We start from the raw sequence: 15,094 nt of genomic DNA, 5'->3' as shown, positions 1-15,094 counted from the left end.
AAAAGCACCTCGGCTGACAACAAGGCCGGCAATTCTAGAGAAGCCGCCGACCATGCGCAAGGAAATTGGTGATTATTTGATCAATAGCGACTGGCCGGTTCGAAACGCCCCAAGGCGCCGACCCGGCCACTTGAGGGGTTACTTCAGGGCTTTGGCGCGGCGCTGACGCAGCACCTCAAACAGACAAACACCAGTGGCCACCGAGACATTGAGGCTGCTGACGCTACCCGCCATCGGCAGATGCACCAGATAATCGCAGTGCTCGCGGGTCAGCCGACGCATGCCCTTGCCTTCGGCGCCCATCACCAGCACGGTTGGCCCAGTCATGTCCTGCTGATAAATTTCCACCTCGGCCTCACCGGCCGTGCCGACTATCCACAGACCGCGCTGCTGAAGTTTCTCCAGGGTGCGTGCCAAGTTGGTTACCGCCACCAGGGGAATAACCTCGGCAGCGCCGCAGGCAACCTTACGCACGGCCGGCGTCAGGGTGGCCGACTTGTCTTTGGGCACAATCACCGCCAGTGCACCGGCCGCATCGGCGCTACGCAAGCAGGCACCGAGGTTATGCGGATCGGTCACACCATCCAACACCAACAGCAAGGGCGGGCCTTCGGCGCGATCAAGCAACTCCTCGAGCATCGCCTCGCCCCACACCTGGCTCGGGCTGACTTCAGCCACTACCCCCTGATGCACGCCATCCACCCATGCATCCAACTCACGGCGCTCAGCCTGACCGACCGGCACGCGCGATTGCGCGGCCAGCTCAACCAGCACCTTAACGCGCGGATCGCTGCGGTTTTCCGCCAGCCAGACTTGCTTGACTCGTTTCGGGTGATGACGCAGCAAGGCCTCTACGGCGTGCACGCCGTAGATCTTCTCCAGGGCACTCATGGCTTAGCCTTAGGTTTACGCGCCGCGCCAGACTTGGCCGGCCCTTTGCGATGACTGCCTGGCTTACCGGCTTTATCTGCCGGCTTAGCCGGCGCCGCAGCGCCAGCCTTGGAGCGACCGGCACCCTTAGCGTCGGATTGCAGCGACTGCTTAACTTCGCGACTGCGCTTCACATCGGTATTGCCAAACGACAGATCAGCCTTGGCTGCCGCGCCCTTTGCCGCACGCGGACGCGGAGCTGCGGCCGAGTCACGCCCCTTGCGGCCGATAGGCGCGTCCAACACACTTTGCGCCATCTCGAAATCGATCTTGCGCTCGTCCAAGTCAACCCGCATCACTCGCACATCGACGCTATCGCCGAGGCGGAAGCTGCGCCCGGTGCGCTCACCCGCCAAGCGGTGATGGACCGGATCGAAGTGGTAGTAATCGCCCGGCAACGCGGTGACATGCACCAGGCCTTCGACGTAGATATCTTTCAGCTCAACAAACAAACCGAAACCTGTTACTGCGGTGATCACCCCGGTGAAGGTCTCGCCAACACGATCCTTCATAAACTCGCACTTAAGCCAGTTCACCACATCACGGGTGGCCTCATCGGCACGCCGCTCAGACAGCGAACACTGCTCGCCCAACTGGCTCAGTGCCGGCTCGTCATAGGGATAGATACGCGCCTTGGGAATCGTCATGGCGCCGGCACGCTTAACGTGCGGTGTATCTATCTTGGAGCGAATCACGCTGCGGATAGCTCGATGGGTGAGCAAGTCCGGGTAACGCCGAATCGGCGAGGTGAAGTGGGTATAGGCCTCATAATTCAGGCCGAAGTGACCCTGATTATCGGCGCTGTACACCGCCTGACTCAGCGAACGCAGCATCACCGTCTGGATCAGATTAAAGTCCGGGCGATTGCGAATACTCGCCAGCAAGGCTTGATAGTCTTTTGGCGACGGGCCCTCTTTGGCCTTGCCGCGATGCAGCGACAAACCCAACTCGGTCAAAAATGCCTTGAGCTTCTCTACGCGCTCTGGCGGCGGGCCGTCGTGCACGCGATACAGTGCCGGGATTTCGTGCTTCTTGAGAAACTCCGCAGTGGCCACGTTGGCGGCCAGCATGCACTCCTCGATCAGCTTGTGAGCATCGTTACGGATGGTCGGGCGGATTTCGGCGATCTTGCGATCGGCGCCGAAGATAATCCGAGTTTCCTGGGTTTCGAAATCAATAGCGCCACGCTCTTGGCGCGCTGCCAACAGCACCTGATACAGCGAGTACAGCTGCTTGAGGTGCGGCACCACATTGGCGTATTCGCCGCTTAATTTTTTCGCCTCAGCAGTTTTCGGATGCTCCAGCATGGAGCTGACCTTGTTATAGGTCAGCCGTGCATGGGAGTGAATCACCGCCTCGTAGAACTGGTAGTCGGTCATCTTGCCGGTTTTCGAGATGGTCATCTCGCAGACCATGGCCAGCCGATCGACATGCGGATTCAGCGAGCACAGGCCGTTGGACAATTCCTCCGGCAGCATCGGTATCACGCGCTCAGGGAAGTACACCGAGTTACCGCGCACGGTCGCCTCGACATCCAGCGCCGAATCGATTTTGACGTAATGGGACACGTCGGCGATGGCCACATAGAGCTTCCAGCCACCGGCGAACAGATTCCACTTGCCGCCAGCTTTTTCACAAAGCACAGCGTCGTCGAAGTCGCGCGCATCTTCACCGTCGATGGTCACGAACGGCAGATGCCGCAAATCAACGCGTTTCTCTTTGTCTTTTTCTTCGACTTCCGGCTTGAGCTTGGCGGCTTCTTTGAGCACCGCCTCCGGCCAAACGTGGGGAATGTCATAGCTGCGCAGGGCGACGTCAATTTCCATGCCCGGCGCCATGTAATTACCAACCACCTCAACGATGTCGCCTTGCGGCTGGAAGCGCGCAGTCGGCCAATGGGTGATTTTCACTTCAACGAACTGACCAATTTTGGCATTGGCCGCACGGCCCGGCGTTACCAGCACCTCTTGCTGAATTTTCGGGTTGTCGGCCAGCACGAAGCCGATGCCGCCTTCCTCGTAGTAGCGGCCAACGATGCTTTCGTGGGCGCGCGTCAGCACCTCAACAATCGCACCCTCACGACGACCGCGACGGTCCAGCCCGGAAACCCGCGCCAAACCACGATCACCATCAAACACCAGGCGCATCTGCGCCGGGCTCAGAAACAGATCATCACTGCCATCGTCGGGGACAAGAAAGCCAAAGCCATCACGATGGCCACTCACCCGACCGAGGATCAGATCCAGCTTGTCCACCGGCGCGTAAGTACCGCGACGGGTATAGATCAGCTGACCGTCGCGCTCCATGGCGCGCAGTCGACGCCGCAGCGCCTCAACCTGCTCTTCGGTAGTCAGACCGAACTCTTCCACCAACTGCTCACGATTGGCTGCCGAGCCACGATCATCGAGCTGCTTTAGGATCAGCTCACGGCTAGGGATCGGGTTGTCGTATTTTTCCGCTTCACGCGCGGCCTCTGGATCGAGGGATTGCCAATCGGCCATTAGAAAGAGTTCACCTTATTTTGCATAAATAGTATTTGCCTTGCGCCTATTGAAGCGCGAATCGTCGGCTTAGGTTAGCTTAACCGACTCAATAAGATTTATTTTACCTGAAGTGTTTACAAGTAAAAACCTGATACGTATAGTGCGGCCCCACAACAACGGCAAACGTTGTTGTAGTTGAGACCGATGAGCGATCATCAAACTCAGCGCCCAGATGGCGGAATTGGTAGACGCACATGGTTCAGGTCCATGCGGTGGCAACATCGTGGAAGTTCGAGTCTTCTTCTGGGCACCAATTACAAGCTAAGCAACTACCATTGCTTAGCGACAAAAAAACCGGCTTAGGCCGGTTTTTTTGTGCCCGCGACTTAGCAGCGTCAAATCAGCACCGCAACCACGCATCATCCACACCCTCGAGCACAACAAAAAAAGGGCCGCCAATGGCGACCCTCTTCTGCGCAGCAGCTGTTACTCAGGCAAACGGATGGCGCAACACGATGGTTTCGTTGCGATCCGGGCCCGTCGAAACGATATCGATCGGCGCACCGACCAGCTCTTCAATGCGCGCGATGTAAGCGCGAGCATTGGCCGGCAACTCTTCCAGAGTCTTGGCGCCCAGGGTCGACTCAGTCCAGCCTGACATCTCCTCGTACACCGGCTGCAAGCCGATATAGCTGTCGGCATCGGTAGGCGCGTCAATGACCGCGCCATTAGCATCCTGATAGCCGACACAGATGCGGATAGTCTCCAGACCATCCAGCACGTCGAGCTTGGTCAGGCACAGGCCCGAGATGCTGTTGATTTCGATGGCACGACGCAGGATGACCGCATCAAACCAGCCGCAACGACGCGCACGCCCAGTAGTTGAACCGAACTCGTGGCCGCGCTTAGCCAAGAAGGCGCCAACCTCATCAAACAACTCGGTCGGAAACGGCCCCGCACCAACGCGCGTGGTGTAGGCCTTGGTAATCCCGAGAATGTAGTCCAGGTACATAGGACCAAAACCCGAACCGGTCGCAATGCCGCCGGCCGTGGTGCTGGAGCTGGTCACGTACGGATAGGTACCGTGATCGATGTCCAGCAGCGAGCCTTGCGCACCCTCGAACATGATATCTCTGCCATCACGACGCATGTCGTGCAGCACTGCGGTGACATCAACCATCAACGGCTTGAGCAGCTCGGCGTACTCCATGCACTCATCGAAGGTCTGCTGAAAGTCGACGGCCGGCTCCTGGTGATAATTAACCAAGACAAAGTTGTGATACTTGAGCAGCTCGGCAAGCTTGGTAGCAAAGCGCTCTGGATGAAACAGATCGCCGATGCGCAGACCGCGACGGGCCACCTTGTCTTCATAGGCCGGCCCGATGCCGCGCCCCGTGGTGCCGATTTTGGCATCGCCACGAGCCTTCTCACGCGCCTGATCGAGCGCCACGTGATAAGACAAAATCAGCGGGCAAGACGGGCTGATACGCAGACGCTCACGCACCGGCACACCCTTCTCTTCGAGCTTGATGATTTCGCGCATCAAGGCATCCGGCGCAACGACCACACCATTGCCGATCAGGCACTGCACGCCTTCGCGCAGAATGCCCGACGGGATCAAATGCAGAACGGTCTTCTCGCCATTGATCACCAGGGTATGACCGGCGTTATGGCCACCTTGATAGCGCACCACAGCAGCAGCCTGTTCGGTCAGCAGATCAACGATCTTGCCTTTGCCCTCATCACCCCATTGAGTGCCCAGGACTACGACATTCTTACCCATAACACTTGTCCTCTTTGCGAAAGCTAGATGCCGGCGCAGGCCGGCGGAAACAATTCATTGCGCCAACAGCTAGAGCGCCAGCGGCGCTACCTGCCAACGTCCGTCGAGCAACTGCAATTGGCGATCACAACCCGCCGCGCGCGCCGCCGACAACTCCTGCCCTGGCAACGCCTGCACCACGCGCACGCCCTCGGCGCGCAACCGCTGCACGGCCTGCCACAGATAAACATCATGGCTATCGCTAGCCCAAACTCCGAGCGGCTGCTCAATGGCCGGCAGGCGACCAAGACTGACGAGGCTTTTTAAATCGGTAGAGAAACCGGTGGCCGGACGGGCACGACCAAAGTCCGCACCTATATCATCATAGCGACCGCCCTGGGCAATCGACTGACCAACACCCGGCACGAACGCGGCGAATACCACACCCGTGTGATAGTGATAGCCGCGCAACTCGCCAAGGTCGAAATACAGCGGCAACTCGGGATAACGCAGACTCAGCGTGTCGGCGATCGCCATCAGCTCATCCAGCGCCTCGTGCACATCATCGGGGGCCTCGACCAAACAAGCCTGAGCCAAGTCCAGCACATCACGATCACCACACAACTCAGCCAACGCCTGCAACATTTTGCGCGGGCCGGCCGGCAGATCAGCGGTCAGCGTGTCAATCTCATCAATCGCCTTGCGCTGCAGCGCATCAAACAACTGCTGCTCCAAATCGCCCGACAACCCGGCGGCACGCGCCAAGCCACGGTAGATGCCGACATGGCCAAGGTCCATGTGCACATCAGGCACATCGGCCAGTGCCAGGGTATCCAGCATTAAGCTGATCACTTCAACATCGCTGGCTGGACTGGCATCGCCGTACAGCTCGGCGCCCAACTGAATCGGGCTGCGCGACGTGGTCAAAGCCCGCGGCTGCGCGTGCAGCACGCTGCCGGCATAACACAACCGACTCGGGCCTTCGCGGTGCAAGCTGTGAGCATCTATGCGCGCAACCTGCGGCGTGATGTCGGCCCGAAAGCCCATCAGCCGACCGGAATTAGGGTCGATAACCTTAAAGGTGCGCAGGTCTAAATCTTGACCCGCGCCCGTGAGCAGCGACTCAAGGTATTCAATATGCGGGGTAACAACGAGTTCATAGCCCCAGCGCTGGAACAGATCCAGCATCTGACGGCGCGCCGCTTCGATCAGCGCAGCCTCTTGCGGCAGTATTTCCTCAATGCCATCTGGCAGCAGCCAGCGGTCTAGCGTAGCCATTTCGCCATTCCCTCTTGAACTGGGCGACAAGCCAACAGTCAAGCAGTAAAGGTGGTGGTTCCCGGCAATATGCCGGTCTTGCCTGAACAAACGTCACGCCCCAGAGCATGAGCAAGCACTGTAAAGCAGCACAAAAAAAGCCGCAAAACCTCGCCACATGCGTGTCGCAGACGCAAAAAAGCCGGGAATATCCCGGCTGATTCATGATAACACGTTTTATTCGACGGTCACCCCGGCGGACGACGTGCGTCCACCGGGACCGAGCTTACGGTTTGGACTTTTGCAGGTAGCGAAAGAACTCGCTACTAGGGTCAAGTACCAGCACATCGCTCTTGCTGGCAAAACTCTCACGGTACGCCCGCAAGCTGCGGTAGAACGCGTAGAACTCCTGATCCATGCCGTACGCCTTGGCATAAATAGCCGCTGCCAAGGCATCGCCATCACCGCGCGCCTCTTCTGAGCCACGATAAGCTTCAGCCAACAACACCCGGCGCTGGCGATCGGCGTCCGCACGAATACCTTCCGCCAACTCCTTACCCTTAGCCCGATGCTCACGCGCTTCACGCTCACGCTCGGTGCTCATGCGTTCAAACACGCTGCGATTGACCTCCTTGGGCAGATCGATGGTTTTGACGCGAACATCGACCACCTCAATACCCAACTCCTTCATCGCCAGCTTGTTCAGCGAGGCAGTGATATCCGCCATCAGGGCATCGCGCTCACCCGACACCACTTCATGCAGGGTGCGCTTGCCAAACTCATCGCGCAGCCCCGACTCCAGCCGTTGCGACAAGCGGTCATCGGCGATCTGCTTAAGCCCGGAAATGGAGGTATAGAAGCGCTCAGCATCGGCGATGCGCCACTTGGCGAAGGCATCGACCATTACCGCTTTTTTCTCCAGGGTCAGAAACCGCTGGGTTGGCGCATCCAAGGTCTGCAGGCGCGCATCAAACTTGCTCACCCGATTGAAAAACGGAATCTTAAGGTGCAAGCCCGGCTGCACATCCGGCTGAACGATACGACCGAACTGCAGCAACACAGCCTTTTCGGTCACGGACACGACATAAAAGCTATTCCAGGCCACGACAGCCAAGACCGCCCCGAAGATCAGGGAAATCAGCGATTTATTGCTCATCAGCGACTCTCCCGCGAACGCAAATCACGCGCCGCTGCTTCGACCGGCATCCGCGCGCCACTATCACTGCCAGCATTAGCCGCCGGCACCGCCGGCGAAACATTAGCCCCGCGGCCTTCGATCATTTTATCCAGCGGCAGATACAGCAGATTGTTCTGCCCCTTATCGCCAGTCACCAAGACCTTACTGGTATTGCTGAAGACTTCCTGCAGGGTGTCCAGATACAGACGCTGACGGGTAATCTCTGGCGCCTTGCGGTACTCGGTCACCAACTTAGTAAAGCGATCCGCCTCACCCTTGGCGCGCGACACCACCTCTTCACGATAGCCGTTGGCATCCTCCAAAATCCGCTGCGCCTGACCGCGCGCCTCGGGAACCACTCCATTGGCATAGGTTTCAGCCTGATTCTTCTCGCGCTGCTCATCTTCACGCGCACGAATCACGTCATCAAACGCTTCCTGCACTTCGCGCGGCGCCGCAGCACTTTGCACGTTCACCTGAGTCACAGTGATACCGGTCTTGTAGTTGTCCAGATAGCGCTGCAAGCGCTCCTTGATCTCGCTGGCCATCAGCACACGGCCTTCGGTCAGCACCTGATCCATCGCCGTCGAGCCGACCACGTGGCGCAAGGCGCTTTCGGTGGCCTGCTGCAAGCTGATTTCTGGATTCGCCACCTTGAGGACGAAATCTTCCAAGTTGCTGATCTTGTACTGCACGGTCAGCGGCACCTCGACGATGTTCTCGTCCTGCGTCAGCATCTGCCCCTGCTGAGTGTAGGAGCGCTCACGGGTGACGTTTTCTTGATACTTCTTCTCAAACGGCGGGAAGTAAATATGCAAGCCATTGCCTTCAGTGGTTTGGTATTTGCCTAAACGCAAAATAACCGCCTGCTCTTGGGCATCGACGGTGTACACCGCACTCACCAACCACAGCACCGCACCCACCAACAGACCCACGCCCAGTAGCAGCATGCCGCCACCGCTGCCGTCGCTATCAGCGCCGCGCTTGTTGCCGCCACCAAAAAGCCCGCCAAGACTTTCTTGTAACTTACGGAAAGCCTCGTCGAGATCCGGCGGCCCCTTGCGGTCGCCGCCTTTGCGTCCACCCCAAGGATCCTGATTATTCGAGTTGCCACCCGGCTCATTCCAAGCCATAGCGTTCTCCATACTAAATAAAGCCAAGACGTACCCGCGGTACGTCTACCAATGCTACAGAATGCCTGCTGCCTGCGGCAAAGCCGCAAACACAGGCTTTATTGCAAAGTGTGTTGCAAAATAAACTCGTCCGGCTGCCAACCTTCGCGGCTAACCAACCGATTTAACTCGCTGCGCGGCACACTGACCACTAACAAACTGCTGCCGTGCTCATCATGGCTTTCACTCTGCACCACACCCAAGGCAAACAGCTGCGCCCGCAGTCGCGCTAACGACTGCGGCAAACACAGGGTGGCGACAAACATATCGTGACCGAGCAACTCCGCCAGGGCTTGGCGCAACAGGTCCAAGCCACGACCATCGCGGGCAGACAGCCAAACCCGCTGCGGCCGCCCTTCGGCGTCGCGCTGAATTTGCGGCTCAACCCCTTCAAGCAAGTCGACCTTGTTGTAGACCTCGAGTATCGGCAGGTTTTGCGCACCGATTTCGCCGAGCACCACCAGCACCTGCTCAATCTGCGCCAAGCGCTCAGGCTCATGGGCGTCGATCACGTGCAGCAACAAGTCCGAATTACTCGACTCCTCGAGCGTGGCCCGAAAGGCCTCCACCAGCTTATGCGGCAAGTGCCGAATAAAACCGACGGTATCGGCCAGCACTATCGGCCCCAAGTCGGCCAATTCAAGCCGGCGCAACGTGGGGTCGAGGGTGGCAAATAGCTGATCGGCGGCAAACACGTCCGAGTCGGTCAGCGCATTGAACAGCGTCGACTTGCCGGCATTGGTATAGCCAACCAAAGACACCGCCGGAATATCGGCGCGCTTACGCCCACGACGGGCCTGCTCGCGCTGACTGCGGACTTTTTCGAGCTTTTGCTGGATCTGGCTGATGCGCACCCGCAACAGACGGCGGTCGGTTTCCAGCTGAGTCTCACCCGGCCCGCGCAGACCAATACCGCCCTTCTGCCGCTCAAGGTGAGTCCAGCCACGCACCAGCCGCGTGCTCATATGCCCGAGCTGGGCAAGCTCGACCTGCAACTTGCCTTCATGGGTGCGGGCGCGCTGGGCAAAAATATCGAGAATCAGACCGGTACGATCCAGCACCCGGCACTCAAAAGCACGCTCCAGATTGCGCTCTTGGCTGGGGGTGAGGACGTGATTGAAAATCACCAGATCGGCCTGCTCGGCCTGCACTAACTCACGCAGTTCGGCGACCTTGCCGCTACCTATCAGGTATTTGGCTGTCGGCCGCTGCCGCGGCACCACGACGAAGCAGGCCGTCTCGGCACCTGCCGAAAGGGCCAGCTCTTGAAATTCCTGAGGATCTTCACGCGCCTCGGGATCTTGGCCATCCAAATGAACCAGAATGGCCCGTTCACCACCTTCATGACGCTCGAAGAACAAAACAGACTCCTATCAGGCGTTGCCGAGTTCAGCATCACCCGACTCTTCAGCATCGGTCTCAGTGCTCGGCAAACGCACCGGACGACTTGGCACCACAGTGGAGATGGCGTGTTTGTAAACCATTTGGCTGACGGTGTTCTTCAGCAAAATTACAAACTGGTCGAATGACTCAATCTGCCCCTGCAACTTGATCCCGTTAACCAAGTAAATCGACACCGGGACGCGTTCTTTACGCAAGGTGTTGAGATAAGGGTCTTGTAGCGAATGCCCTTTTGACATGTGCCGCACTCCTGTGAGGATCAAAGATCCAATAATTATTGCAAACAAAAAACGGCCAGTTGCCATCACCCACAAGGATAGACGGCAACGCGATAAACTCTCAGTCAAATATGGCGTTCGCCTGCAGGTATTTCAAGGCATGCGGCAGATTGTCACAGGCCAGGCTATCCAACCAATGCAAATCCGCCCAACTGCGCAGCCAAGTAAACTGCCGCTTGGCCAATTGCCGAGTAGCAATCACCCCGCGCTCCTGCATCTCGCTACGACTCAAGCGACCGTCCAAATAATCCCAGACCTGTCGATAGCCAACTGCTCTTATAGACGACATCGACGCCTGCAAGTCACCACGACCGTGCAACAGTTCAACTTCTTCGATAAATCCCTGCGCCAGCATCTGCTCGAAGCGCTGGGCAATCCGCGCATGCAGTACTTGCCGGTCCGCTGGCGCTATGGCCAGCTGCACCACGTTATAAGGCAGCGGCCCCATGCCAGCGGCCGCCAATTCAAGGCTTTGCGCCTGCTGGCGTTGCCGATGAGCGCTCATGCTCCGGCCGCTGACACGATAGACCTCCAGCGCGCGAGTCAGCCGCTGCGGGTCATTGGGATGGATACGCGCCGCCGATTCGGGGTCGACCGCAGCCAGCTCGCGGTGCAAGGCCTCCCAGCCGTCGCGGGCGGCCTGCGCCTCCAGCTCGGCGCGCACCCCAGCGTCGGCCGCCGGCATCTCGGCCAAGCCCTCCAGCAACGCCTTGTAATAAAGCATGGTGCCGCCGACCAGCAGCGGGATACGTCCGCGCGCAGTAGCCGCCTGCATGGCCTGCAAGGCATCGCTGCGAAACTCGGCCGCCGAATAGCTTTCGGCCGGGTCGCGAATATCAATAAGTTGATGGGGGAACTCGGCCAGCAGCTGCCTGGACGGTTTGGCGGTGCCGATATCCATGCCGCGATAGACCAGCGCCGAGTCGACACTGATCAGCTCGCACGGCAGCGTGCGCGCCAACTCCAAGGCCAGATCGGTTTTGCCGGCGGCGGTCGGGCCCATCAGGAAGATGGCGGGGGGTAAGTGTTTCGACATAAACGTCCCTTAGCGTCCGCGCAGGAACAATTTGTCCAAATCATCCATCCCCAACTGGGTCCAGGTCGGCCGGCCGTGATTGCATTGGCCGCTGCGCTCGGTCTGCTCCATATCGCGCAGCAGGCCATTCATCTCCGGCAACGTCAGGCGCCGATTGGCGCGCACTGCGCCGTGACAGGCCATGGTGCCGAGCAACTCATTGATATGCGCCTTGATCCGGTCGCTGCTACCGTATTCGAGCAAGTCAGCCAACACATCGCGCACCAACTGCGGCGCCTGGGCCTGCTTAAGCAGCGCCGGCGTCTGACGAATCGCCAGACTTTCCGGGCCCATGCGTTGCAACTCAAAACCCAGCTGCTGAAACCATTCGCCGTGCTCTTCGGCGCAATCGGCTTCGCGCTGACTCACCGCTAAGGATTCCGGCACCAACAGCGGCTGGCCGCGCAGCCCCTCGGTGGCCATGGCGGTCTTCAGCCGCTCATACATGATCCGCTCGTGGGCGGCGTGCATGTCCACCAGCACCAGGCCCTGGGCGTTTTCGGCGAGGATATAAACACCCTTGAGTTGCGCCAGCGCATAGCCCAGCGGCGGCACGTCGCCTTGCTGCTCGGGCAGGCTTTCGGCTGCACTATTTAACGGGGCGAAATACTCGCGATAGACGCCCTGCGCTTCAGCAGTCGGCAAGCCTGACTGAGTACGCGGCGCCTGATAGCCGGCTCCCGGCGACTGCCAAACCGAGCCTACGGGCCGCTCAAGCCCCGCCGAGCGCTCCAGCAAGGCGCCCGCCAGGCTCATCTCCGACTGCGGGCCAAACTCGCCCGCCGCAAGGCCAGTCGGGCGCTCCACCTCGGCCAAGGCCGCCGGCGCTGCCAAGTGGTCTTCCGGGCGCACGTCGCCCAAGGCGCGGTGCAGGGTGCCGTAGAGAAAGTCATGCACCATGCGCCCGTCGCGAAAACGCACTTCATGCTTGGTCGGATGGACATTGACATCGACCACCGCCGGGTCAATTTCCAGGAACAGCAAAAAGGTTGGATGGCGGCCGTTAAACAACACATCCCGATAGGCCTGACGCACGGCATGACTGACCAACTTGTCGCGGACCATACGGCCATTGACGTAGAAATACTGCAAGTCCGCCTGGCTGCGCGAGAAGGTCGGCAAGCCCACCCAGCCCCACAACCGCAAGCCATTGCGCTCGATTTCGATCGGCAGCGCCTGCTCCAGAAACCCCGGACCGCAGACCGCCGCCACTCTTCGCGCGCGGCTCAGGTCATCGACCGCCTCGTGCAGCGCTAAAATGCTTTTACCGTTGTGGCGCAGGTGAAAGGCCACATCGAAACGCGCCAAGGCCAGGCGCTTGATCACCTCTTGCAGGTGGTCAAACTCAGTTTTCTCGGTTTTTAAAAACTTGCGACGTGCCGGGGTATTGAAGAACAGGTCGCGCACTTCCACCGAGGTGCCGACCGGGTGCGCCGCCGGCTGCACCAGGGTGACCATGTCGCGGCCTTCGGTTTCCACCTGCCAGGCTTGCTCGGCGTCCTTGGTGCGCGAGGTCAGGGTCAGGCGCGCCACCGAGCTGATCGAGGCCAGCGCTTCACCGCGAAAACCCAGGCTCATGACTTGCTCGAGGTCTTCCAGCTCGCGAATCTTGCTGGTGGCATGTCGCGCCAAGGCCAGCGGCAGATCATCGGCGGCGATACCACTGCCATCATCACGAACCTTCAGCAGCTTACTGCCGCCCTGCTCGACCTCGACGTCGATGCGTCGGGCGCCAGAGTCGAGGCTGTTCTCCAGCAGCTCCTTGATCACCGACGCCGGTCGCTCGACCACCTCGCCGGCGGCGATCTGGTTCGCCAAGCGCGGGCTCAGCAGCTGAATGCGCCCGCTGGCCAGCGCTACTGCCTGCTGTTCACTCATGGTTGCGCCGCCAAAGCGGTGGCCGGAATGCTCAAATTTTGCCCAACTTTAATGGTGTCACCCTTAAGATTATTGGCACTGCGCAGCGCTGCCAAACCGACCTGATAACGCTGCGCGATCAACGCCAAGCTCTCACCCGAGCTCACACGATGCTCACGCGGACCGGGGGCAATCTTGCCCGAGTCACGTAACCAGGCGATGTAGGTGCCTGGCGGCGGATTTTGCTGGAAGAACTGCCGCACGCCCGTCTGGATCGAGCGCGCCAACGCCTGCTGATGGCTGACAGTAGAGAGCTTCTTCGCCTCAGACTGATTAGAGATAAATCCGGTCTCGACCAGAATCGAGGGAATATCCGGCGATTTCAGCACCATAAAGCCGGCCTGCTCGACCCGCCGTTTATGCAGCGGGGTGACCCGGCCGACGTTCTGCAGCACCTTCTGGCCCACATTCAAACTGGATGACAACGAGGAGGTCATCGACAAGTCGAGCAGCACACCGGCGAGCATTTTGTCCTTGTCATCGAGGCTGACGTTGCCGGCGCCACCGATCAAGTCCGACTGATTTTCACTGTCGGCCAGCCAGCGCGCGGTCTCCGAGGTGGCGCCGCGATCAGACAAGGCAAACACCGAGGCACCGAACGCCGAGGTGTTTTGCGCAGCATCCGCATGAATCGAGACAAACAGGTCGGCGCCCTGCTTGCGGGCAATCTCGGTGCGTCGGCGCAGTGGAATAAAGTAATCGCCGGTACGCACCAGCTCGGCGCGATAGCCGCGCTCGGCATTAATCTGCCGTTGCAGTTCTTTGGCAATCGACAAGGTTACATTTTTCTCCCGCGCGCCTTGCGGCCCCAGGGCGCCGGGGTCTTCACCGCCGTGACCGGCATCGATGGCGATGACAATGGCGCGCTTGCCACTGGGCATCGGCGGCAGGCTGACCGGTGGCGGCTCAGTTGGCATCGGGGTTGGCGCAGAGCGCGTGGCCACCACCACCGCAGTGGTGGGCGGTGCCACTGGCGTACCGGGCTTATCGCCAGGCTTGTCGGACGGTGCGGTCGGGGTGGCGGGCGCGGCATCGCCCTGATCGTACAGATCGATAACCAGTCGATTACCGTATTGCTGATTCGGCGCCAGGCTGAAACTTTTCGGCGACACCGACGCCGACAGGTCGATCACCAAACGTAAATCGGTAGGGCTGCGCTGCGCCGAGCGAATGCTGGTGATCGGCGTATTGCTCAGCGATAACTGCTCGAGCTTGGTCGCCAACTGGGCACCGGCGATATCAATCACAATCCGATCAGGCGCCGCCAGGGTAAACACGCTGTGCTGCACCGGCCCGGACAGGTCAAACACCAGCCGGGTGTTATCCGGCGCACGCCACAGGCGCACACTGCGCACCTCGCTGGTAGCCGCCATAACATCACCAGCCAATACCGTCAGGAGCAACACCAGGCTAAATGCCCGCGCACGCACGCCAAGAACCACACTCATTATTTTATTAATCCCTAGGGTCTGTTGACGTTTCATCACGAGCCGCGTTGCCACGAGAAATGGCCCCCGGTTAGGCGCAGGACGCAGGTAATGGTTATTCCCTTGCCAAGTCCTGCAACAACAGCGGGGGCCATTTCTCGCGCAACCCGAAGGGCCGGGCCTGTTTTTGCGCGAGGCGGCGTTTCTCGTCGCTC

General features: G+C 59.6%; 11 protein-coding genes and 1 tRNA gene. 1 reads left to right on the top strand and 11 read right to left on the bottom strand.

Annotated features, from left to right (window positions below; translation table 11 throughout):
• Positions 1-138 precede the first annotated feature (138 nt).
• Positions 139-891, bottom strand: a complete 753-nt coding sequence (gene rlmB, locus Q8R10_RS18005) for a 23S rRNA (guanosine(2251)-2'-O)-methyltransferase RlmB (RefSeq protein WP_305655248.1) — start codon at positions 889-891, stop codon at positions 139-141.
• Positions 888-3,431 carry a ribonuclease R gene (gene rnr / locus Q8R10_RS18000; RefSeq protein ID WP_305655246.1) on the bottom strand — a complete coding sequence of 848 codons (2,544 nt, stop codon included), beginning with the start codon at positions 3,429-3,431 and terminating at the stop codon, positions 888-890. The genes rlmB and rnr overlap by 4 nt, the downstream gene beginning before the upstream one ends.
• Positions 3,432-3,639: 208 nt before the next feature.
• Between rnr and Q8R10_RS17995 the strand changes: the two genes are divergently transcribed.
• Positions 3,640-3,726 (top strand) — tRNA-Leu (locus tag Q8R10_RS17995).
• A 177-nt stretch (positions 3,727-3,903) separates the two neighbouring features.
• Here the strand turns inward: Q8R10_RS17995 and Q8R10_RS17990 are convergent.
• The 9 genes from Q8R10_RS17990 to Q8R10_RS17950 form a co-directional block, all read right to left on the bottom strand.
• Positions 3,904-5,196 carry an adenylosuccinate synthase gene (locus Q8R10_RS17990; RefSeq protein ID WP_305655244.1) on the bottom strand — a complete coding sequence of 431 codons (1,293 nt, stop codon included), beginning with the start codon at positions 5,194-5,196 and terminating at the stop codon, positions 3,904-3,906.
• 69 nt (positions 5,197-5,265) lie between these two features.
• Positions 5,266-6,453 carry an ATP phosphoribosyltransferase regulatory subunit gene (locus tag Q8R10_RS17985; protein ID WP_305655242.1) on the bottom strand — a complete coding sequence of 396 codons (1,188 nt, stop codon included), beginning with the start codon at positions 6,451-6,453 and terminating at the stop codon, positions 5,266-5,268.
• Between the two features lie 265 nt (positions 6,454-6,718).
• Positions 6,719-7,588, bottom strand: a complete 870-nt coding sequence (gene hflC / locus Q8R10_RS17980) for a protease modulator HflC (RefSeq protein WP_305655241.1) — start codon at positions 7,586-7,588, stop codon at positions 6,719-6,721.
• Entirely contained in the window at positions 7,588-8,742 is a 1,155-nt protein-coding gene (hflK, locus tag Q8R10_RS17975; RefSeq protein WP_305655240.1) for an FtsH protease activity modulator HflK, read from the bottom strand. The genes hflC and hflK overlap by 1 nt, the downstream gene beginning before the upstream one ends.
• Before the next feature lie 98 nt (positions 8,743-8,840).
• On the bottom strand, positions 8,841-10,142 hold the full coding sequence (gene hflX / locus Q8R10_RS17970) for a ribosome rescue GTPase HflX (protein ID WP_305655239.1): 1,302 nt from the start codon (positions 10,140-10,142) through the stop codon (positions 8,841-8,843).
• Positions 10,143-10,154: 12 nt separating this feature from the next.
• The gene (hfq, locus tag Q8R10_RS17965; RefSeq protein ID WP_305655237.1) at positions 10,155-10,421 is read right to left on the bottom strand and encodes an RNA chaperone Hfq; all 267 of its coding nucleotides are present in this window, start codon (positions 10,419-10,421) and stop codon (positions 10,155-10,157) included.
• 100 nt (positions 10,422-10,521) lie between these two features.
• On the bottom strand, positions 10,522-11,496 hold the full coding sequence (gene miaA, locus Q8R10_RS17960) for a tRNA (adenosine(37)-N6)-dimethylallyltransferase MiaA (protein ID WP_305655235.1): 975 nt from the start codon (positions 11,494-11,496) through the stop codon (positions 10,522-10,524).
• A gap of 9 nt (positions 11,497-11,505) precedes the next feature.
• Positions 11,506-13,413, bottom strand: coding sequence for a DNA mismatch repair endonuclease MutL (mutL, locus tag Q8R10_RS17955; RefSeq protein ID WP_305655233.1), 1,908 nt, complete (start codon positions 13,411-13,413; stop codon positions 11,506-11,508).
• The gene (locus tag Q8R10_RS17950) at positions 13,410-14,900 is read right to left on the bottom strand and encodes an N-acetylmuramoyl-L-alanine amidase (RefSeq protein WP_371133367.1); all 1,491 of its coding nucleotides are present in this window, start codon (positions 14,898-14,900) and stop codon (positions 13,410-13,412) included. Before Q8R10_RS17950 ends, mutL begins: the two co-directional genes overlap by 4 nt.
• Positions 14,901-15,094 lie beyond the last annotated feature (194 nt).

The organism is Pseudomonas sp., from assembly GCF_030698175.1.
Lineage (GTDB): Bacteria > Pseudomonadota > Gammaproteobacteria > Pseudomonadales > Pseudomonadaceae > Aquipseudomonas.
The sequence above is the reverse complement of the archived record's forward strand: the minus strand, read 5'-3'. Positions and strand labels throughout refer to the sequence as shown.